We start from the raw sequence: 21,182 nt of genomic DNA on the forward strand, positions 1-21,182 counted from the left end.
GTCATCCGATTCGCTACTCGAGGGGTGTGTCACCACGTCATCCGGGCAGTTGGCAACCCTTAAGATAGCAACTCCGCTACACCGGTGTAGTATGAAAGTGGTCGTCTCTATCGGCGGGAGCGTCCTCGTTCCCGAGCCCGGCGGGGATCGGGTCGCCGAACACGCTGCCGTCATCGAAGAGCTCATCGCGGAGGGCTGTCGGATCGGTGCCGTCGTCGGCGGTGGCGGCGTCGCCCGGGAATACATCTCGGCCGCTCGAGAGCTCGGCGCAAACGAGATCGAACTCGATCAGCTGGGAATCGACGTGACGCGACTCAACGCTCGGCTGCTCATCGCGGCGCTAAGCGAGGAGTCCGTGACCGCACCGGCCCTCGATTACGAGGAAGCCAGCGAGGCGCTCCGCCGGGACGACATCTGCATTATGGGCGGGGTCGCACCGGCCCAGACCACCGACGCCGTCGGGGCCGCCCTCGCGGAGTACATCGACGCCGACCTGCTCGTCTACGCGACGAGCGTTCCCGGCGTCTACAGCGCCGACCCGAACGAAGACGACGACGCGACCAAGTACGACCACCTCTCCGCCGCGGAGCTGGTCGACGTCATCGCCGGCCTCGAGATGAACGCCGGCGCGTCCGCCCCCGTCGACCTGCTGGCGGCGAAGATCATCGAGCGCTCCGGAATGCGCACTATCGTCCTCGACGGCACGGACCCCGACCGAATCGCCCGCGCGGTTCGCCACGGCGATCACGAGGGGACGGACGTCATCCCCGACGGTGCCGGCGAAGAACCGACCTACTGGGCGAGCAACGAGCAATGAGTTCAGACGGCGACGCTGACGGAGACACGACCGATGCGCCGGAATCCGACGCGATCAGCCCCTATACGCTCCAGCGCGAGGAGGCGAGCGAGACGCGACACGCGTTCTGGGCGGACACGGTTGCTGACCGGGTAGCAAAGCGGAACCCGGACGAGCCGATCGTCGTCAAGGGCGGCATTTCGCCCTCTGGGGTCCCCCACCTCGGCAACGTTAACGAGATCATGCGCGGCTACTTCGTCGCCGAGGTGCTGCGCGACCGGGGCCACGAGGTCCGGCAGGTCTTCACCGCCGACGACCGCGACCCCCTTCGAAAGCTCCCGCGGACCCTCTGTGACCTCGAGGGGAACCTCGTCGATCTCGGCGAGGTCGACGCAGGCGCACTCGGCCGGAATCTGGGCGCGCCCTACACCGATATCCCGGATCCCTTCGGCTGCTGTGACTCCTATGGCGACCACTTTGCGACGATTATCCAGAACAGCGCCGACGCCGTCGACGTCCCGATCGAACTCGTCTCGAACACTGAGCTGTACGAGTCCGGCGAGTTCGAGGCGGTTACGCGGTTCGTCCTCGAGCACCAAGAGCGCGCACGCGAGGTTCTCTCGAAGTATCAGGACACAGTCGACGCGGACGGCGACTACGTCCCGTTTAACCCGATCTGCGAGGAGTGTGGCAAGATCACCGAGACGGTGACGAGCGTCGATCTGGATGGCGAGGCGCAACGCGCCTCGAATAGTCGAGCGGGGAGCGAAGCGACCCGCGAGACGGGCGGCACGCCGACCGTCGACTACCGCTGTACCGACATGGACGCGGGCAACCAGACGATCGACGGCTGCGGTCACGAGGGCACGGCAACGCTGCGCGAGGGCAAACTCCCCTGGCGCTTCGAGTGGCCCGCCCAGTGGCAGCTCCTCGGCGTCGATTTTGAGCCCTTCGGCAAGGACCACGCCGAGGGCTCCTGGCCCAGCGGACAGGACGTCGCGCGCAACGTCCTCGAGATCGAGCCGCCGGTGCCGATGGTCTACGAGTGGTTCACCCTCGAGGGCGAGCCCTTTTCCTCGTCGGAAGGGAACGTGATTCTCGTCTCCGACGTGCTGGAACTGCTCGAGCCCGAGGTCCTGCGCTACTTCTTCGCGAAGGACCCCGCGAAGGCCCGAGACTTCAGCATCGAACGGCTGGACCAGCTGGTCGACGAGTTCGACCGGCTCGAGGCGCTCTACTTCGGCGAGATCGAAGGCAGCGAGGACGAGCGGGCGTTCGCCGAGCGCGTCTACCCGTTCGTGGTCGATGACCCACGAGAAGAGCGGATTCGACTTCCCTACACCTTCGCCGCGGTGCTCGGGATGACCGACGATCCCGACCTGCGCGAGGAGATCGCGCGTCGTGAGGGTCACATTCCCGACGACGCGCCCGATTGGGCAGTCGACGGGGCGCTCGAGCGCGTCGAGCAGGCCCGCAACTGGGCGCGTCGGACGGGCAACGAGTTCGATTACGAGCTCAAGCGCAGCGAGATCCCCGACCACGAGTTCGACGCGGACACCGAGGCCGCGCTCGCGGAACTGGCCGACTTCATCGAGGCGGGCCACGATCCTGAGGAGATCCAGGGCGAGATATACGAGACCGCGCGACGCCACGACGTCGACGTCGGCGACTTCTTCGCGGCGGGCTACCGGCTGTTCTTCGACGAGACGCAGGGGCCGAAGCTCGGCTCCTTCCTCGCGAAGGTCGACCGGGAGTTCGTCGTCGACCGGCTTCGGCGGGAGCGCTGAGTCGACTCGGAGCGTTGGGTCGATAGACAAAAGCCATTTGAGACCGCCGCCCGGAGATACTATCGATGGATCACGGTCTCTTCGCCTTCGTTTCGCCCCCCGCAATCTACGGATCGGAACTCCTGACGTGGGTTCTGCTCGGTCTTTTGCTCTACTGGCTCGCGGTCGTCGGCCTCCGAAACGGCGGCTATCTGCCCGATTACATCGGCACGCAAGGGCCGATTCTCACCTTCCACACCAAACGCGGCCGCGTGCTCCTCGACCGACTCGCCCGTCCGAAGCGGTTCTGGCGGGCGTGGTCGAACATCGGCGTCGGCATCGCACTGGTCGTGATGGTGGCCATGTTCGCGTTCCTCATTCAAGCGGCGATTTCCTCGCTTTCGACGCCGCAGATGGCGAACTCCGCGGTTCGACAGCCGCGCAACGTCCTCGTCATCCCTGGGGTTAACGACTTCCTGCCGCTGGCGGCGACGCCCGGAATCGTCGTCGGACTGCTCGTCGGACTCGTCGTCCACGAGGGCGGTCACGGCCTGCTCTGTCGCGTCGAAGACATCGACATCGACTCGATGGGGGTCGCGATGCTCGCCGTCCTTCCCGTCGGCGCGTTCGTCGAGCCCGATCAGGAGAGCAGTAAATCCGCGTCCCGCGGCGGGCAGACGCGGATGTTCGCCGCCGGCGTGACGAACAACTTCGCGATTACGATCCTCGCCTTCGCGCTGCTGTTCGGCCCGGTCGTCGGCGCGATCGGCGTCGCACCCGGAGCCGCCGTCGGCGGTGTGGCACAGGACTCCCCCGCGGCCGATGCCGGCATCGAACCCAACGACCGCATCACGGCGATCAACGGCACCGCGGTCGAGGGCAACGACGACCTCGCGGATCGGCTCGAGGCCGTCGACGGTGAGCAGGTCGCCGTCGAACTCGACGGTGAGGAGACGGTGACGGTCGACAGATCACTGATCGTGACCGCGGCGATGGACGACGGCCCCACGGGGCTCTCCGCCGGTGACGAGATTCGCGCGGTCAACGGCCAGACGGTGGCGACCGAGCGCGGCTTCTTCGACGCCGTCGGCGACGACGAACGAGTCACTCTCACGATCGAACCCGCGGACAGCGAGGAGGGTATCGAACGAGCGGTGACGATCGGCGCTGCGGTCTCGATCGCCGAGGACGAGCCGCTCGAGGCCGAAACCGGCCCGACTGACGAGACGTTCGTCATCACCCGCTTTGACGGCGACCGGGTGCACAGCTACGAGGATCTCGCTCCCCTGCTGGCGGACACCGAGCCCGGCCAGCAGGTCGAGGTGGCGGGCTACATCGGTGACGACCGACAGACGCACACCGTCACTCTCGACGAGAACCCGCGCTCCGAGAGCGGATTCCTCGGGATTCAACCGTATCCGGGAACGTCCGGCGTCGACGTCAGCGACATCGGCGTCCAGCTCTATCCCGCCGGCGAGTATCTGGGGCTGCTCGGCGGGGACGGCGAGACGCGCTTCGGTGGCGTCACCGACACCTTCCTCGGAAAAATGGGACTCGCACTCCTGTTGCCGGTCATCGGCGTCAGCGGTGCCTTACCGTTCAACTTCGCCGGGTTCACCGGCGGAATCCAGAACTTCTACGAGGTGCAGGGTGCACTCGGCGCGTTCGGAGACGGGTCCGTCTTCCTGCTGGCGAACCTGCTGTTCTGGACCGGCTGGATCAACGTCCAGCTCGGCTTCTTCAACTGTGTCCCGGCGTTCCCGCTCGACGGTGGGCACATCCTCCGGACGAGCACCGAGGCGATCGTCTCGCGGCTCCCCATCATCAACCCGACCCGGGGGATGGTCCGTCTGGTAACGACGACGGTCGGCGTGACGATGCTCGTCAGCTTCCTCATGATGCTGTTCGGGCCGCAACTGTTCTCGGGGTAGTCGTCCCCGCAGCCGGTCTGCTGTACCCACATATCGGCGCACCCGTATGGGTGGGTCGCGGGTGTGCCGGAACTGACGGAGCGTAGCCCGTCTCAGTCTTCCATATCGACGCCGTGGCGCTCGGAGAACTCCTCGGGCGTCGCCTCGAGGCGTTCGAACTCGGTATCGAAGTAGTGTTCGTGGTGACGGACGACCTGCTCGACGACCCAGTGGCTGAACACCTCGTCGAATCGCCACTCACCGTCCATCTCGGGGATCTCGAAGCGGTCGTCAGTCGAAAAGGTCGCGTAGACGTGGAAGAAGCCGAGGATGACGTCCGCGAAGTCACGGGCCTTCTCCGAACCGCTCTCGCGGCGCTCTTCGAGTTCGGCGAGACCGTCGGCAGTGAGTTCGAAGTACTTCCGATCGGGTTCGTCCTCGCGCTCGATGCGCTCGGCCCAGCCCTTCTCCTCGAACTTGTAGAGGATCGGATACACCGAGCCGTACGACGGCTCCCAGTGACCACCGCTGATCTCGCGAATCTCCTTGAGGATCTCGTAGCCGTACCGGGGCTTCTCCTCGAGGAGTTCGAGCACGAGGTAGGCGATGAGTCCCTTCGGCGGCCCACTTTTCCGCATATACGTCGTGGATAAAACGGACGCACGTAAAGGGTTTCGGTCGCGCTCGAGACGGGCGACTCAGGGCCTGGGAACCTAACAGCGGCGGTTCCCAGCCGATGGATGAACGCCGGAGCGAAGCCGATCGAAACCCGGTCCTTCTTAGCGTCCCCGTCCCAACCGACGAGCATGGAACGACGACGACCGCCACAGACCGAAGAGGGCTGGTACGTCCTCCACGACTTCCGGTCGATCGACTGGGATGCCTGGCGAGACGCACCCGATCGACGGCGCTCGCAAGCGATCGAGGAAGGAATCGACTACCTCGCGTCCAGCGAGGCCGTCGATGACGCCGACGAGGGCGAGTCGGCGACGTTCGCGGTGCTCGGGCACAAGGCCGACCTGCTCGTGCTCCACCTGCGACCGACGCTCGCCGACATCGACACGCTCGAGCGGCAGTTCGAACACACCGCGCTCGCCGAGTTCACCGAGCGGGCCGACTCCTACCTCTCGGTGACGGAGGTCTCGGGCTACATGTCCGAGGACTACTTCGACGAGGATGCGGAGGTCGAGGACACCGGCCTGGCGCGCTACATCGAAACGCGACTCACGCCGGAGATCCCCGACAGCGAGTTCCTGAGCTTCTATCCGATGGACAAACGTCGCGGTCCGGAGGACAACTGGTACGACCTGCCCTTTGACGAGCGCGCGGAGCACCTGTCCTCCCACGGCGACATCGGCCGGGAGTACGCCGGCCGCGTCACGCAGATCATCTCCGGCAGCGTCGGCCTCGACGACTTCGAGTGGGGCGTGACGCTGTTCGCCGACGATCCGACCGACGTGAAGGAACTCCTCTACGAGATGCGCTTCGATCCCTCGAGTTCCCGCTTCGCCGAGTTCGGCCGATTCCTCTCGGCCCGGCGCTTCCCGCCCGAACACCTCGGTGCGTTCCTCGCGGGCGAACCGGTTCCACAGGAGGGCGACACCGAGAGCGCCCACGGCGAGCACGGTCACTCACACGCCGAGAGCGACTCCGGCGACCATCATCACGGCGACTCGAGCGGCCACCACGACGGCTCCGGCGGTCCTCACGGCGACGAAGGCGACGATGACGAGGGCGTTCGCAGCGAACTCGAGGAACTGGGCGTCTACGCGGGCCAGCCACACGGCGAGGACGTCCACGCGGTCGTGCTCTACTCCGCGGCCGACCCCGACGAACTGTTCGAAGAGGTCGACGGGCTGCGAGGGAACTTCGATCACTACGATACGCACGTGAAGACGGCCGTGTATGAACCTCGAGACGGCGGTGACGATGCGGAAACAGCAATCGTCAGCCTCTGGGACACCGAACGCGCCGCGAACACGGCTGCCGGGTTCCTCGCCGATCTCCCCGAGATCGTCCGGCAAGCGGGCGACGATGAGGGCGATTCCTGGGGCACGATGGGGATGTTCTACACGGTCAAGCCCGAACATCGCGGTGACTTTACCGGCGCGTTCGAGGACGCCGCCGGCCTGCTCGCGGAGATGGACGGCCACCGAAAGACGGACCTGCTGATCAACCGCGAGGACGAAAACGACATGTTCATCGCCAGCCGCTGGGACTCCCGCGAGGACGCCATGCAGTTCTTCCGGAGCGACGCCTTCTCGGAGGCCGTCGAGTTCGGTCGCGACGTCCTCGTCGACCGACCGCGACACGTCTTCCTGGCCTGACGCTGCCGGCGCAGCCTCTCCACGATGGGGCGCCGATCGCCCGTCACAGGTGCAGGTTACTCTCACCGGTAGCGACACGTGTTGGTAGGCCCCGTTCATAGATCGGCGCCATGAGCGCAACTCAGGAATCGACGATGCGATCTGCCTGGAACCGATACCGGTCCGTCCCGATCGTCTACCGCATCGCGGTCGCGTTCGCCCTCGGAACCGCAGTCGGCGCGATCGGCGGTGAGCGAGCCGGCGTCCTCGGCCCGCTGGGCGACCTCTTCTTGCGCTTGCTCGAGATGCTGATCATCCCACTGATCGTCTTTACCCTGTTAGGCGGGATGCGCAAGCTGACACCGTCGAAACTCGGTAAGGTCGGCGGCCTCACCGTCGCGCTTTACGCCGCGACGACAACGGTGGCGGCCGTGATCGGTCTCGCGGTCGCGAATCTGTTCAATCCGGGGACAGCCGTGGAGTTTACCAGTGGCGAGGCGCAGGAAGCACAGCCGCCGTCCGTCTCGGAAGTCGTCCTCGGCATTGTCCCAGAGAACCCGCTGGCGGCGATGGTCGAAGGAAATATCCTCGCGACGATCTTCGTCGTGATCGTCTTCGGACTGGCGCTGACGATGGTCCGCGAGTCGACAACCGAGGATTCGATCGCGGACGCAATCGACGGCTTCTTCGCGTTCGTCGACGCCGGCACCGAGGCGCTATTCAAGATCGTCTGGGGCGTCATGGAGTACGGTGTGATCGGCGTCTTCGCGCTGATGGCGACCGCCATCGGTACCGAAGGGCTGGGTGCGATCGTCCAGCTTGGCGCGCTCGTCGCCGTCATCGCGGTCGGGATCACGATTCACATGTCGGTTACGTATCTCGGCGTGATGACTCTGGGGATCCTCGGGCAGTCACCGCTGGCGTTCCTGCGCGGCGCGAAAGACGCCATGTTGACGGCCTTTACGATCCGCACCTCGAGCGGTACCCTGCCGGTGACGATCGCTGACGCGGAGACGAACATGCGGATCGACGAGTCGGTCTACGGCTTTGGACTGCCCCTCGGCGCAACGATCAACATGGACGGGGCGGCGATCAGGCAGGCCGTGACGGTCGTCTTCGCCGCGAACATGGTCGGCGTCTCGTTGGGGCTGGCCGATCAGGTACTCGTCCTTGCAACTGTGATCCTGATCAGCATCGGCACAGCCGGCGTCCCCGGTGCCGGCCTGATCATGCTCACCGTCATCCTGAGCGCCGTCGGTCTTCCCCTCGAGATCGTCGGATTCGTCGCGGGCGTCGACCCGATCCTCGGCCGGATCGCGACAACGAACAACGTGACCGGCGATCTCGCCGTCGCATCGGTCGTCGGCAAGTGGACCGGTGGAATCGATCTCTCCGGGGGTGTCTGGAGCGACGGCTCGAGGACGGATACCGACCAACCCGTCTCGGTAACCGACTGAACTTAGATCTGGCCCGACTCCGTCGAGTCGTAAAAGAAGTAGGCCGCGATCCCTGCTAGTCCGAACGCCAGCGTCACGAACGGCCATTTGCCGGCGTCACGATCGGTCGCGAACGCGTGGACGGTGACGAAGATCGCGAACCCGATATGGCCGACGAGCGTCGCGGCGAGAAACGCCTGAAATTCCATTACCGAGAGATTCGACGCGGCGATGAAAGCCGTTACGAAGCCATTCGGCGGAGCCACAACCAACAGCCGCAACAGTCGGTGCGGTGGCCGAGAAGGTGGCTCACCGCACTCGCGGAGCCGCCTGACCCGACGGAAGAGCAAGCTCTTCCGAGCGGCGAGGGACCAGAGGTCCCTCGAGCAGTCGGCGCGAAGCGCCAACGACCTCGCGGACGCAAAGCGTCCGCTCAACGGGGGAAGGCAGGCGGTTCACCGATACGACCGCGAGCGAGTGAAACGAGCGAGCGGGCCGACGACCGACGTGGAAGGCGCTCGAGAGCGCCTGAAACGGAGGGAGGAGTGCTTTTGATCGACCTTTTACCGAGGGACGTTGCGAACGCGGCGCTCAGCGCCGCGCTCGCAACAGACCGCAGCGTAAAAGGTCGTTAGAAGTCGTGATCCGGATCGTCTTCGACCGTCCGCTTCATGGATTCACGACGGGACTTGGCGTCGCGACCGGTCGCCTCGAGCAGGAAGTCGTTTTTGGCGTCGACGGCGTCGCCCGCGGCCTCGAGTTCGTCGGGACCGAGTTCGGTGGGGTCACGCTCGTAGAACTCGACGCCGAGTTTGTCCTTCTTGCCGGAGTACTCGATGGTGCCGACGACGACTTTCTCGAAGACGGGGTTGTCGGGTTCGCCGATGACAAAGAGATCGCTTCCCTTGTACTCCTCGAACCCCGTGATCGAACCGAAGTAGTCCTCGACGGTCGACTCCATGTCCGGAATTCGCTCCTCGAGATATTCGCCGCGGCGCATCTTGTACTCCTTCATGGATTGGGAGAAACACGGCGGACCGTTTACCTCTTTTCATAGGGAACGTTTCGACCCGCTGATCGGTTTCGGTGGGAGAACGGATCACTGAGACAACTGCAATAGTATTCGAACTCGCTTCGGCCAGAACACTGACCGATCGACTTACGGACGGCGGATCGACCAGCGGACGGAGGCGTGAGTGAGCGGGAACACAACCACTCGAAAGAGATCGGGGTCGTGAGGGGGCTACTGGCGCTCGCGCTCGCTGATATACCCCTTTCGGCAGTCGGGACAGATGTCGCCGGCCCGCAGCGACGCGCGGTCGCCTGCGGCCACGTAGTCACACCGCGGGCAGTAGAACTCGGTCGGCACGGTAGTCGCAGGAGCGTCGTCGCTTTCGGCGGGCGTCGCGACCGATTCGGCCCGCTCGATACCGGTGCCCGACTCCGACGCGGCGTCACCCTGCTCCGCGGCCGGGGCCTCCGCGGTCACCGATCGGGCGTCGCCCGCCCCGCCCGCCGGCGCGTCGTTCTCGAGGACGACGGCGTCGTCATCTGGCGGAATCGGGTCGGCCTCGTCGTCTGCAGCGTCGGAGACCCCCTCGGCGTCGTCGGTCCCGGTGAGGATCTCGCCGCCGTCGCCACCGTCGTCACCGTCGTCGCCGTCGCCACCGTCATCGCCGTCGTCGGGCCACTCGGTCGGGTCGGCGTCCGCGCCGACCGGCGGGCCAACATCGCTCGAGTCGGGCCACTCGCCGTGTTCGCGGTCCCGATCGGTGGCCGAGTCGTCATCGTCGTCCTCGAGGATCTCGCCGTCATCGGTGACGGGATCGCCGTTCTCGTCGGTCGGAAGCTCGATCTCGTCGGCTGCGTCGTCGAAGCCATCGTCGTCGGTCGCGTCAGCTGTGGCGGCCACATCGTCCGCCGGGTCGGCCTCGCTTCCGGCGGTCGAGTTCGGAGCGGTGGACGCATCGAGATCGGAGTCGACGAGTTCGGCGTCTTCGGACGCGGGATCGGCGTCATCGGCGTCGATGAACGCGGCGTCCGAGTCGACGGCGGCGGCGCTATCGGCCGCGGCGTCTCGTTCGATGGGCGGTTCAGTCGGTTGGGGGTCGTGATCGTCGGAGAGCGAGTCGGCTCCCGTCCCGGCGGAGAGGCTGGTTACTTCGGTGTTCTCGCTGATGACGTTGCGCTGGCCACAGCGGGAACACTCCTCGTACTCCTGGACGGTAACGACGACCTCACTGCCCCGTTCTTCGCGCTCGCGTTCGACATCGGTCTCGCCGAAGTCGTGCCCGAGCAGCGAGCATCGCAGGACCATTGTCCCACCGTACCGACCCGGTCCATAAAAAACGTACTGCCTGTCAGTCGCCGAATTATGACAGTCATTCTACCACGAACGTACTGCGTCGGGAAACGACTCGTCGCTGACTCCTCGTGGCGGACCAACGCCGACGGTCGTCGGAACGACAAACGTCAAATCCCGGGTCGTCGAATGGGTAGACGGATGAGAGCAAAGCGGGAGTACCGGAACCGGGAGGGAACGGAGGTGGCGGTACTCGACGCGCTGGTCGATCGCACCGAGGATGGGATGACCGTCTTCGAACTCCGAGCGGCCGTCGAGGTCGATATCGACGAACTCGAGGACGCCCTGTCGACGCTCAAGGCGGACGACCTGATCGTCGTCGAATCGGGGTCGGAAACGGTGATCAAGCCCGCCGAGCGGGTGGTCCCCGACCGGAGCGCCGACGAGGACGACGACCAGTCGGTCGGGGAGTGGCTGCGCGAGCGGCTCCCTTTTTGAATCGAAACGCCTGAGAGGATCAGGCACCAGTGAGTACGCATGAGTGTCATCGAGTCGGTCCACGAGGATCACGGAGCGACGTTCGGCGAGCGCGCCGATCGACGGATCGTCGAACACTACGGGCGACCCGAGCGGACCCATCGCGCGGTCCGCAACGGCGTCGGCCTGCTCGAGTTCGCCTACGGCGTGATCGTCGTCGAGGGCGGGGACCGCGTCGAGTACGTCGATAACGTGGTATCGAATCGCGTCCCCACGGAAGACGGACAGGGGTGTTACGCGCTCGTGCTCGATCCCCAGGGCGGGATCGACGTGGAACTGTACGTCTACAACGCTGGCGAGCGACTGCTGCTCTTCACGCAGCCCGAGGCCGCCAAACCGCTCGCCGAGGAGTGGGGCGAGAAGGTGTTCATTCAGGACGTCGACATTCGGGTCGCGACGGACGACTATGCGGTCTTCGGGATCCACGGGCCACACGCCACCGAGAAAATCGCGAGCGTGCTCAACGGTGCCGGCTCGCCCGACCGACGCTACTCCTTCGTCCGCGGGACGATGGGCGACGAGGGCGTCTCCGTCATCCGGACCGACGCGCTCACCGGCGAGGAGAGCTACGAGGTGATCTGCGCCGCAGACGACGCCGCAGCCGTCCACGACACGCTGCTCAACCAGGGGCTCAACGCCGCCCCCTTCGGCTATCGCACCTTCGAGAGCCTCGCGCTCGAGGCCGGCTCGCCGCTCTTTCACACCGAACTCGAGGGGACGCTCCCGAACGTGCTCGGCCTCCGAAACGCGCTGGATTTCGAGAAAGGGTGTTACGTGGGTCAGGAGGTCGTCTCCCGCGTCGAGAATCGCGGCCAGCCCAGCCGGCGACTCGTCGGGCTGACGCTCACAGGAGACGGCAAGAGCGGGGACCGACCAGTTCCCGACGCCGGCGCGGCGGTCTTCGACGGCGACGCATCGGTCGGCGAGGTGACCCGCGCGGGCGAGAGCCCGATGCTCGGGGACGTCATCGCGCTGGCGATCGTCGACTACGACCTCGAGAGCGACGACCTGACGGTCCGAGTCGGGGGCAAGGAGGTAGCTGCGACTCGCACCGAACTGCCGTTCGTCGAGGGGTCGGATCGGTCGGATCGGCTCCCCGAGTATCAGTAGTCCGAGAGCGGCGTCGCGGCTCGTTCAGCGGTCGCTCCTCGTCCGCGGCGGCCGAGAAAACGGAGTCACGTTCCCGGATCCTTGATCTGGGGCAATCCGGCGGTCACCAGCCGACGAAGCAGAACGACGATCCCGTTCTCGAGACCGCGGGCGAAGATCGCCTGTTCTTTCGCGCTGCCGGCGGCGTTGGGATAGTACGATCCAACCAGGAGCGTTTCGCGGTCGACGAGGAGGATTCGACTGATCGCAACTTCGTTGTCGCTCTCGAACCCGGTGAGCCAGTCGAGACCGGTTTCGAACACGCGGGTGTTGGGGAGTTCAGTGCCGAGCGCGCCCGTAATCGCGTCCGTCTGCCCGCCCAGGATCATCGAGAGATCCCTATCGACTGCCCGCTGTAAGCTATCGAACATCGTCTCGGAAAGAATGTCCTCGTCGACGACGAGCAGCGCGATCTCTGACTCCGCCTCGTCGATGAGATCGATCGTTCGCGACTCGATCGCTTCGTGACCGGCGAGCGACCACACCTCCTGGACGTGTTCGTTCTCTGTAGCGTCCTGAATTTCCGTGCTCTCGAGGTAGCTCTCGAGTGTTTCGATCCGGTTGTCGTACTTCTGTCGCAGGGTCTGCGTCGCCTCGGTGACGCTGACGGCGCGGTACACCTGCGGACTGGTGTGTTGTACTTCGACCAGCCCCTGCGATTCCAGCACCCGAATGGCGTCGTACACCCTCGTTCGGGGCACCTCGGAAATCTCGTGTATTTCCTTTGCCGTTCCATTGGGGAGTTGGTTCAACGCCATAAAGCAGCGCGCTTCGTATTCCTGTAGCCCGAGGTCCTGCAACAGGCTAATCGCCTCTCTTGTAGTTTCGTTCTCTGTCATGGCCCAACCACGAGTCCGGATAGCCGAACACGTAGGATAACGCGCGAGGATGGAAAAGGATTCGTGTCTTCCACCGCAGTCACTGGCGTCACGTTGGACTCTCTCCGCGAATTGCCGTTTCACTCAGATTATCACACAAGCTACTTGAGTGCACGGGCGAAATGAGGGAGTGGTGAGTCCTGTTACGGCCCAACCACAATAGGGCTCGCCATTTACTACGAAACAAGATGGGAGAGGCTTCACTGGTTCCGCCAAATCGTACGGTCGGATGCGGACTGACTGTTAGTAGACAGATAGCTGTTCGCTCGTGCCAATCACGACGATTCGGTTCCTGTCAGTAAGCGTGGTAGGCAGAACCGACTCGAGTCCCAAGAGTGCAGGAGAGTACGCCGAACTCGGTGGAAGCTGTGCGTGTTAGAGCCAGAACGCTTCGAGTGCCGTGACGAACGAGACGACTCCTCGAGCGTCGACGGCTTCGGTACGTGGGCGTTGGCGTGGGTGCGATAACAGGTCACGATATCCACGCTCCTGTTCGAACCCGTCAGAACGATCACCGGAAGTCGCCTGAGTTGTGGCGTGTCCTCGATCGCTTCCAGGTACGTCGTGTCCATCCCTTCCGGGGAGGTTCAAATCGAGAAGACGAGATCCGGTCGAGGTGCTGAGTCGTACTGGCCCCGCCGCCGCAAGAAGTCCACGATGTCGTCCCCGTCGTCGACGACGTGCAGCGTCGTCTCCCGATCGATCGCCGTAAACGCTTCTCGCGTGAGACGGACGTCCCCATCGTAGTCTTCGACGTGGAGAACGTCTATCTACTCGTCGGGGTACCGCTGGTGGGCGAAATTCGGCACGAGAGATCAGTGGGACGTGGAAGAAACGATGTCTGTGGAAATTACACGCTATCGGCGGGCAATTCCTCCCGATTGTCGCGTAGCAGTTCCAGTGTCGGCGCGATTTCCTCGAACCGATTCCCCACTTCGACGGTGTTCGAACCCGGTTCCCAGTCGATGAAATCGCGGTCGTCTAACTTCGGTAGATGAACGTGATGCTGCTCGATACTGGCCGTTTCGCCGTCATCAGTCGTATCGGATGGTGCGTCGATATAGATCGGTGAGTTGTCCCGTAGATTTCGCTCCGCGAGGTCGAATAGTATTCGTCGTCGCTGCTCGTTCGCTAATGCGTCGAATAATTTATCAGAAATTTGCTCCATCAATATACAGTGATTGTGTATCTGTATCTATGAATCCAGCTCATTTTCACGAGAGTGTGAGTTTTGATTAACTGAGTGACAGTCGGTCTCAGCGTCGAATGACGGAGGCACGCCCGCGCAGCGAACGCGACACACCCCCTCGAAAACTCGCTGAGAGCTACTGTTATGTATCGGGCCTCCATCGGTGTAGTCATGTCACGCGACGTCCTCGAGCACGACTTGTTCGATCGGGCACCGGACGATCGAATCCGGGTGCTCGACGCCGACGGGACCGTCGTCGCACCCGAACTGGAACCGGACCTCGAGCCGGAGACCCTGCGATCGATGTACCGGGACATGCGGTTCTCCCGGCGCTTCGACGAGCGGATGATCAGCCTCCAGCGGCAGGGTCGACTGGGGACGTACTCCTCGCTGGCCGGTCAGGAGGGGTCGCAGATCGGGTCGACGTACGCGCTGGCTGACGACGACATGCTCTCCTTCCAGTACCGGGAGCACGGCGCGCTGGCCGCGCGGGGACTCCCCTGGGAGTACCTGCTGTACTGGATGGGCCACGAGGACGGGAACGCCGCGCTGGCGGACATCGAGGTCTTTCCGCTGAACATCTCGATCGCCAGCCACCTCCCCCACGCGGTGGGCTGGTCGTGGGCGGCGAAACTGAGCGGGGACGAGCGCGTGGGCGTCGTCCACTTCGGCGACGGGTCGACCTCCGAGGGGGACTTCCACGAGGCGATGAACTTCGCGGGCGTGTTCGACACGCCGACGATCTTTTTCTGTAACAACAACCAGTGGGCCATTTCGGTCCCGCGCGAACGCCAGACCGCGAGCGCGACGATCGCCCAGAAGGCCCACGCCTACGGCTTCACGGGCGTTCAGGTCGACGGCATGGACCCGCTCGCGACCTACGTCGTTACGGAAGCCGCGCGGGAGAACGCGCTCGAGGCAGACGGCGACCGGTTGCGGCCGACACTGATCGAGGCGGTTCAGTACCGGTACGGTGCACACACGACGGCGGACGATCCCAGCGTCTACCGGGACGACGAGGAAGTCGAGCGCTGGCGCGAGCGCGATCCGATCGACCGGTTCGAGGCGTACCTGCGGAACAACGGTGTCCTCGACGACGACGACCGAATCGACGCGATCGAAACTGAGATCGAGGAGACGCTCGAGACGCTGGTCGAGCGCGCCGAAGGCGTCGGCGGGGACCCCAGCGAGATGTTCGAGTACACCTACGCGGAGCCGACCTCGCGACTCGAGGACCAACGCGATTATCTGGAATCCCTGCGAGAAACCCACGGCGACGAGGCGTTACTCGAGGACGAGTGAGTTCCAGAATGGGCGTATAAAGCCGGTCGGTAGACAGGCGAACGACTATCCGACCATCGTGTCGAGGTGCAGTCGATATGCAACTCGAGCAGTCGTCCCGGGGTGCGACATCGACCTGGAGTGGCACGGTGCCGAGCGCGGTCGACGCGCGCGTGCTCGGGCTGGTCGTCGTGACGGCCGCGCTCGCGGCGTCGATAAACGTGCCCTACGGCGGCCTCCCGATGGCGGCCGCCGCGTTCGTCCTGCTGGCGAGCGGCGGCGTCGCGCTTCACCTGCTTGGCGAACGGAAACTCCGCCGGATTACCGACGAACTCGTCGGGAAGTGGGTCGCGGCCGGCGGGCAGGTCGATGACGTCACCCGGTCGTCGAACGGGATGCAGACGGAGTGGCGGGTCCACACCCCCGACGGCGAGATCGTCATCGGCGGCATCGCACTCGTCCCGATCGCTCGGTTGGCCGTCGAGTGGCAAGGGATCGGCGACACGATGGCCGCCAGCGAAGCCGAAGCGGACATCGATCGCCTCGCCGAGAGTCTCTACCGAGAGATCTTCGAGATCGGGGACGCGACCCAGCAGGCTTGACGCCGGGGCCCTCGACGTTCCCTCCTCGAGCGGTATCGGGAGCCGTCACTCGAACAGTTCTTCGTGGCGCTGGGCCAGATTCGTGTAGTCACCCGAGGAAAACGCCTCGAGGACCGCCGCCGCGTCGATCCCCGTCTCCGCGAGCGGCGTGATCTCCGCCGGGACGCCGCGGACGAACGATTCGGGCGGGATCGAGTAGCCGTCGGGAACGACGGTCCCCGCGGCGACGATGCTCCCGCTACCGATCGTGACGTCGGAATTAATCGTCGCGTTGAACCCGACCAGCGCCCGCTCCTCGACGGTCGTCTCGTTGAGCACTGCGCCGTGTCCCACCATGACCTCGTCCTCGAGCCGTGACACGTGAATCGTGGCGTTGTCGCCGACGTGTGTCTCCCGGCCGATACGGACGGGGCCGATATCTCCTCGAAGGACAACGCCGGGCCAGACGCTCGCGTCCGCTTCGACTCGGACGTCGCCGACGAGAGTCGCCTCCCTGCTCACCCGTGCCCCGTCGTCGATCATCGGTCGCTCCCCCTCGAATTCGTAGCGTCTGCTGTCGTCCATGCGTGAAACGACCACGATCGGACGGATAATACCGCGGTACCGCACTCGTGACAGTCTCTTTCGAGTCAAACTGCTCCTGGACGAAATCGAAGCGAGTGATTACACAGGTCACGAGACCGATTAATACCATTCAGAACCATTCAGTGGTATGCAAGGCCATTACTTATCCCGTATCGAACCGGACGGCTAGTCGAAGACAATGAGTCACTCAGAATCCCCCATCCGAGCGATGTTCGACGCACAGCGAACCGCAGTCAAACAGAGCCAGCAGCTGTTCAAGCAGGGAATGGCCACGCAACGAACCGTCGACACGATGGCCCTCACCGGGATCAAAGGCCAGAAATCGCTCCAGCGCCAGCAACTCGAGCTCGCGCAGGCGGCGACCCATGGCTACCTCAGTGCGACGGCCGCGATGCTGCCGAGCGACGACGCTCCCGAGGTCCACCGGACCATCGACGAGACATTCGACCAGCTGAAATCGACTCACGCGGAGTTCTACGACGCACTCGAGCGCGAACTCGAGCGAGATGTTGACTCTGCCAACGAGCTTTCCGAAGAGTTCGTCGACGCGCTCGACGAGCAGACCGACCAGTTCCTCGAGATTACGCGCTCCGTCGAGGACCAGACGGTCCAGAACGTCGACGAACTCTCGGGACAACTCCGCGAGCAACTCGAGCGGACCCAGGAGCTACAGGACCGACTCGAGGACCAACTCGAGGAACAGACCGGCGGCGTCGAGGAACTCCTTGAGCAGCAGGCCGACCAGATCGAGCAGTTCCAGCGGCAACTCGAAGCACAGACCGAGGCAGTCACCCAGCAGATTCCGGTTCAGGGGGCCAACGAGCCACACACGAAGATCGAAACCGATCCGGAGCACACCCTCGAGTCCGTCGAGGGAATCGACGCGGACGTCCGCGAACAGCTCTCGGAGGCCGGCATCGCGACGATCGACGACCTCACGCGCGCCGGTGCCGAAGCCGTCGCCGAGGCCGCCGATATTTCGGAGAGCCAGGCCGAAGAGTGGATCGAGCAGGCCGAAGCCTGATGGACTCGGCATAGCCGAGACTCCCAGCGCGAGGAAACCCCGGCGTTCACGCCGGGGAGGATGTCATAATCGGTGACGGTGCGACCGACAGGAACGGAACGCAGTTCAGGACTGAATTTTGTCGACGATCTCACGGGCCTGCTCCGTCGCTTTGTCCTCGCCGACGTGTTTCTCGATCAGGACGCTGGTGACCTCCCAGTCGTCTTCGCCTTCGACCTTTCCGGTCCGGACTTCGCTCCCTTCGGAGACCGACTCCGCCGGCTGCTCCGCCCAGTCGGGCGTCCGTATCTCGTCGTACCGATCCGGATCCCGGAACCGGACGTGGACGTAGTCGTCTTCCGTCTCTACCGTATTGATGTCTGGCGTGTCGGTCATACTCGGTTCTCCGACAGCCGTATGACTAAATCACGTCCCTGAATGTCCCGGGTACGCAGTCAATCACTCGACACCCAGTTTTGCGATCCGAAACGCAGCGAATCGGTAAGGCTCGGCGTGGATACTATCCGGGGCACCCACCTATGTGGTACCATGCTCGTCCTCGGTGACGCCCACGCGTCCGACCCCGACCGGTGTGAAATCCTGCTCGAGCTCTATCGAACCCTCGAGCCCGACCGGGTGCTCCAGCTCGGCGACCTCGAGCGATACGATCTGCCGGCGCCGACGTGGTTCATCGCGGGCAACAACGAGGACTTCGACGTGATCGACGCGCTACGGGCGGGCGAGCACCCCGCGGAAACGAACGACAACGTGCATCTCCTCGCGAGCACGGCGGCGACGGTCGACGGCCTTCGCGTGGCCGGTCTCTCGGGCAACTTCGCCCCCACGAGGTACGACCTGCCGCGAGACGAACTCGCCGGCGAGCGCCGGCGGCACTTTACCCACGAGGACATCGACCGAGCCGCCGACCTCGAGGATATCGATGTCTTCCTCACCCACGAGGCCCCGAACGGTCTGTTGTCCTACGGCTACGATCCCGGCTGTACGTACGTCGACGACGTTCTCGAGACGCTCTCGCCAGAACTCTGTCTGGTCGGCCACCACCACCGCCATCGCGAAGCCGAGATCTCGGGAACCAGGGTCGTGAGTCTCGCGCCTGCCTGGGAGCGCTACTACACGCTCGAGCCCGAGACGCTAGCACTCGAGAGCTACGAGCACGACCTGTCGGTCGGTGACTGAACGCAAAAGAACGGAGAAGAACGGATGCTACCGGCGGCGACCGTCTCAGAACGTCTCGAGGTAGCGGTCGAGTTCCCACTGGGAGACGTCGACGAGGTAGTCCTCGAACTCCTGGCGCTTGGCCTCGACGAACTTGGAACTGACGTGGTCGCCGAGCGCGTTGTAGATCGCGTCGTCTTCCTCGAGGGCGTCGACGGCCTCGCCGAGGTTCGCCGGCAGCGTGTCGATGCCGTACTCCTCGCGTTTCGCCTCGTCGAAGTCGTAGATGTTCTCGCGAACCGGGTCGGGACAGTCGAGGTCCTTCTCGATGCCGTCGAGTCCGGCGTGGATCATGACGGCGAGCGCGAGGTAGGCGTTACAGGACGGGTCCGGCGAGCGCAGTTCGACGCGCGAGGCCGCAGGCGTTCGTGCGGCCGGCTTGCGGATCAGTGACGAGCGGTTGCGGTCGGACCAGGCGACGTAGACCGGTGCCTCGTAGCCTGGCACCAGCCGCTTGTAGCTGTTGACCGTGGGGTTGGCGATCGCCGTGATCGCCGGCGCGTGCTCGAGGATGCCGGCGGTAAACGCGTGGGCCTCGTCGCTCAGGTTGAACTCGTCGTCGTCGTCGTGGAAGGCGTTCTCGCCGTCCTCGGTGAACAGGGAGAGATGCGTGTGCATTCCCGAGCCGTTGATTCGCGGAATCGGCTTGGGCATGAACGTCGCGTGGAGGTCGTGCTGGGCGGCGATCGCGCGGACGACGGTGCGGAAGGTGCCGACGTTGTCCGCCGTCGAGAGCGCGTCGTCGTAGGTGAAGTTGATCTCGTGTTGGCCCTCGGCGACCTCGTGGTGGCTCGCCTCGACCTCGAAGCCCATGCTCTCGAGGCCGTAGATGATGTCGCGACGAACGTCGCTCGCGAGGTCTTTCGGCGCGAGGTCGAAGTAGCCGCCGGCGTCGTTCGTCTTGGTCGTTGCGCGGCCATCCTCGTCTTCTTCGAAGAGGAAGAACTCCGGTTCGGGGGCGGCGTTGACGGTATAGCCCATCTCGTCGGCGCGGTCGAGCGCGTTCTTGAGGACGCGGCGCGGGTCGCCCTCGAAGGGCTCGCCCGTGGAGGTGTCGTAGACGTCACAGATCATTCGGGCGGCTGCGCTCTCTTCTTTCTGGCGCCACGGGAGAACCGCGAACGTGTCCGGATCGGGCTTGAGCCGCATGTCCGACTCCTGAATGCGAACGAAGCCTTCGATGGACGACCCGTCGAAGTAGATCCCTTCGGCGAACGCCTTCTCGGCCTGTCGGGCCGGAACGGAGACGTTCTTGACCGTTCCCAGAATGTCGGTGAACTGCAGTCGGAGGAAGTCGACGTCTTGCTCCTCGATCTCGTCGAGTACCGCCTGTTCGGCGTCAGTGAGGTTTCCGCTTGTCATTGTTCTCGTGGTCGTATCCTCGGAACTCACCTATTAAAACACTACTGTTCTAAGCAAATCTTCTCTCTCCCCGTCCAAACTGTATATTCGTAAAGTTCTAAAGGCCCCAATGAGTGGGTAGATGTGATGACGTACGAAAATCTCGACGCAAAACTAGTGAATTCACTCCTTGGCGATGGCCGAGCGAGCCTGCGAAGCCTCGCCGAAGAACTCGACGTCTCGGTGACGACCGTCTCGAATCACCTTTCCACGCTGGAGGACGAGGGCGTCATCCAGGGCTACACCCCCCGCGTCGATTACGGCGCAGCCGGGTTCGACGTGACCGCAGTCATCCAGTTACAAGTCGAGGGGAACGCGCTGCCCGACGTCACGGAAACCCTGCGCGACCACCGCCAGATGACCAGCGTCTACGAGGTCACCGGTGACTACGACGTAATCGCCATCGGCAAGTTCGAAGACACCGACGGCATGAACGACCAGATCAAACAGCTGCTGACCGACCCTGACATCAAGGCCTCGAACACCAGCGTCGTCCTCAACGCCGTGAGCGAGAACGAACAGTTCGACCTCGAGGTCGACGAGAACGAGTAATCGGACGGCTCTTTTCGAATACTATGCATCGCGAGCAGTGGCGACACCGATCAGACCACTGGAGGAGCGATAGTTATTCCCTCAACCAGATGTCGGCGAGCGAGCGGTTCGAAGAACCCGAGCGACGCCGTTCACCGCGAGCGAACGCAGTGAGCGAGCGGGCCGACGACTGATGTGAAGACCCGCGTAGCGGGTCGGAACGGAAGGAGGAGTGCTTTTATACTAAATTTTGCCGAGGGCCAGCTTCGCTGGC

At 64.2% G+C, this 21,182-nt stretch carries 20 protein-coding genes; 12 read left to right on the top strand and 8 right to left on the bottom strand.

Annotated features, from left to right (window positions below; translation table 11 throughout):
• Positions 1 to 91: 91 nt before the first annotated feature.
• The 3 genes from pyrH to ACEWFR_RS18795 all read left to right on the top strand — a co-directional run bounded on the left by pyrH (position 92) and on the right by ACEWFR_RS18795 (position 4,493).
• Entirely contained in the window at positions 92 to 817 is a 726-nt protein-coding gene (pyrH, locus tag ACEWFR_RS18785) for a UMP kinase (protein WP_374062492.1), read from the top strand.
• Positions 814 to 2,583, top strand: coding sequence for a lysine--tRNA ligase (lysS, locus tag ACEWFR_RS18790; protein ID WP_374062493.1), 1,770 nt, complete (start codon positions 814 to 816; stop codon positions 2,581 to 2,583). The genes pyrH and lysS overlap by 4 nt, the downstream gene beginning before the upstream one ends.
• A gap of 65 nt (positions 2,584 to 2,648) precedes the next feature.
• Complete coding sequence (locus tag ACEWFR_RS18795; RefSeq protein ID WP_374062494.1) at positions 2,649 to 4,493, top strand: site-2 protease family protein; 1,845 nt, start codon at positions 2,649 to 2,651, stop codon at positions 4,491 to 4,493.
• Positions 4,494 to 4,585: 92 nt separating this feature from the next.
• Here the strand turns inward: ACEWFR_RS18795 and ACEWFR_RS18800 are convergent, their stop codons facing one another.
• Complete coding sequence (locus ACEWFR_RS18800; protein ID WP_374062495.1) at positions 4,586 to 5,110, bottom strand: PadR family transcriptional regulator; 525 nt, start codon at positions 5,108 to 5,110, stop codon at positions 4,586 to 4,588.
• A 168-nt stretch (positions 5,111 to 5,278) separates the two neighbouring features.
• On the opposite strand from ACEWFR_RS18800, the gene ACEWFR_RS18805 reads away from it, so the two are divergent.
• Complete coding sequence (locus ACEWFR_RS18805) at positions 5,279 to 6,799, top strand: heme-binding protein (protein WP_374062496.1); 1,521 nt, start codon at positions 5,279 to 5,281, stop codon at positions 6,797 to 6,799.
• 110 nt (positions 6,800 to 6,909) lie between these two features.
• Entirely contained in the window at positions 6,910 to 8,235 is a 1,326-nt protein-coding gene (locus tag ACEWFR_RS18810; protein ID WP_374062497.1) for a dicarboxylate/amino acid:cation symporter, read from the top strand.
• A 2-nt stretch (positions 8,236 to 8,237) separates the two neighbouring features.
• Here ACEWFR_RS18810 and ACEWFR_RS18815 read toward each other — a convergent pair whose 3' ends face one another.
• From ACEWFR_RS18815 to ACEWFR_RS18825, 3 genes are all read right to left on the bottom strand, one after another.
• Positions 8,238 to 8,423 (bottom strand): hypothetical protein, encoded by a 186-nt coding sequence (locus ACEWFR_RS18815; protein ID WP_374062498.1) that lies wholly within the window; start codon positions 8,421 to 8,423, stop codon positions 8,238 to 8,240.
• A gap of 422 nt (positions 8,424 to 8,845) precedes the next feature.
• On the bottom strand, positions 8,846 to 9,229 hold the full coding sequence (locus tag ACEWFR_RS18820) for a DUF5611 family protein (RefSeq protein WP_374062499.1): 384 nt from the start codon (positions 9,227 to 9,229) through the stop codon (positions 8,846 to 8,848).
• 228 nt (positions 9,230 to 9,457) lie between these two features.
• On the bottom strand, positions 9,458 to 10,531 hold the full coding sequence (locus ACEWFR_RS18825) for a hypothetical protein (protein WP_374062500.1): 1,074 nt from the start codon (positions 10,529 to 10,531) through the stop codon (positions 9,458 to 9,460).
• 186 nt (positions 10,532 to 10,717) lie between these two features.
• Here ACEWFR_RS18825 and ACEWFR_RS18830 point away from each other — a divergent pair, with 186 nt between their 5' ends.
• Both ACEWFR_RS18830 and ACEWFR_RS18835 read left to right on the top strand, forming a co-directional pair.
• On the top strand, positions 10,718 to 11,014 hold the full coding sequence (locus tag ACEWFR_RS18830) for a DUF6432 family protein (RefSeq protein ID WP_374062501.1): 297 nt from the start codon (positions 10,718 to 10,720) through the stop codon (positions 11,012 to 11,014).
• Positions 11,015 to 11,053: 39 nt separating this feature from the next.
• Complete coding sequence (locus tag ACEWFR_RS18835) at positions 11,054 to 12,163, top strand: aminomethyltransferase family protein (RefSeq protein ID WP_374062502.1); 1,110 nt, start codon at positions 11,054 to 11,056, stop codon at positions 12,161 to 12,163.
• Positions 12,164 to 12,228: 65 nt separating this feature from the next.
• On the opposite strand, the gene ACEWFR_RS18840 is transcribed toward ACEWFR_RS18835, so the two are convergent.
• Positions 12,229 to 13,041, bottom strand: a complete 813-nt coding sequence (locus ACEWFR_RS18840; protein WP_374062503.1) for a TrmB family transcriptional regulator — start codon at positions 13,039 to 13,041, stop codon at positions 12,229 to 12,231.
• 1,399 nt (positions 13,042 to 14,440) lie between these two features.
• Between ACEWFR_RS18840 and pdhA the strand changes: the two genes are divergently transcribed.
• Both pdhA and ACEWFR_RS18850 read left to right on the top strand, forming a co-directional pair.
• Positions 14,441 to 15,571, top strand: coding sequence for a pyruvate dehydrogenase (acetyl-transferring) E1 component subunit alpha (gene pdhA / locus ACEWFR_RS18845; protein WP_374062504.1), 1,131 nt, complete (start codon positions 14,441 to 14,443; stop codon positions 15,569 to 15,571).
• A gap of 77 nt (positions 15,572 to 15,648) precedes the next feature.
• Entirely contained in the window at positions 15,649 to 16,152 is a 504-nt protein-coding gene (locus ACEWFR_RS18850; RefSeq protein ID WP_374062505.1) for a hypothetical protein, read from the top strand.
• Positions 16,153 to 16,197: 45 nt separating this feature from the next.
• Here the strand turns inward: ACEWFR_RS18850 and ACEWFR_RS18855 are convergent, their stop codons facing one another.
• Complete coding sequence (locus ACEWFR_RS18855) at positions 16,198 to 16,716, bottom strand: gamma carbonic anhydrase family protein (RefSeq protein WP_374062506.1); 519 nt, start codon at positions 16,714 to 16,716, stop codon at positions 16,198 to 16,200.
• A 199-nt stretch (positions 16,717 to 16,915) separates the two neighbouring features.
• Between ACEWFR_RS18855 and ACEWFR_RS18860 the strand changes: the two genes are divergently transcribed.
• Positions 16,916 to 17,761 carry a helix-hairpin-helix domain-containing protein gene (locus tag ACEWFR_RS18860; RefSeq protein WP_374062507.1) on the top strand — a complete coding sequence of 282 codons (846 nt, stop codon included), beginning with the start codon at positions 16,916 to 16,918 and terminating at the stop codon, positions 17,759 to 17,761.
• 105 nt (positions 17,762 to 17,866) lie between these two features.
• On the opposite strand, the gene ACEWFR_RS18865 is transcribed toward ACEWFR_RS18860, so the two are convergent.
• Positions 17,867 to 18,136 carry a hypothetical protein gene (locus ACEWFR_RS18865; protein WP_374062508.1) on the bottom strand — a complete coding sequence of 90 codons (270 nt, stop codon included), beginning with the start codon at positions 18,134 to 18,136 and terminating at the stop codon, positions 17,867 to 17,869.
• 153 nt (positions 18,137 to 18,289) lie between these two features.
• Between ACEWFR_RS18865 and ACEWFR_RS18870 the strand changes: the two genes are divergently transcribed.
• Complete coding sequence (locus ACEWFR_RS18870) at positions 18,290 to 18,937, top strand: metallophosphoesterase (RefSeq protein ID WP_374062509.1); 648 nt, start codon at positions 18,290 to 18,292, stop codon at positions 18,935 to 18,937.
• A gap of 45 nt (positions 18,938 to 18,982) precedes the next feature.
• On the opposite strand, the gene glnA is transcribed toward ACEWFR_RS18870, so the two are convergent.
• A complete protein-coding gene (gene glnA, locus ACEWFR_RS18875; RefSeq protein WP_374062510.1) occupies positions 18,983 to 20,338 on the bottom strand; it encodes a type I glutamate--ammonia ligase in 1,356 nt (451 codons plus the stop codon).
• A 126-nt stretch (positions 20,339 to 20,464) separates the two neighbouring features.
• On the opposite strand from glnA, the gene lrp reads away from it, so the two are divergent.
• The gene (lrp, locus tag ACEWFR_RS18880; RefSeq protein WP_098725428.1) at positions 20,465 to 20,929 is read left to right on the top strand and encodes an HTH-type transcriptional regulator Lrp; all 465 of its coding nucleotides are present in this window, start codon (positions 20,465 to 20,467) and stop codon (positions 20,927 to 20,929) included.
• Positions 20,930 to 21,182 lie beyond the last annotated feature (253 nt).

Source organism: Natrinema sp. H-ect4 (genome assembly GCF_041894845.1).
Classification (GTDB): Archaea; Halobacteriota; Halobacteria; order Halobacteriales; family Natrialbaceae; genus Natrinema.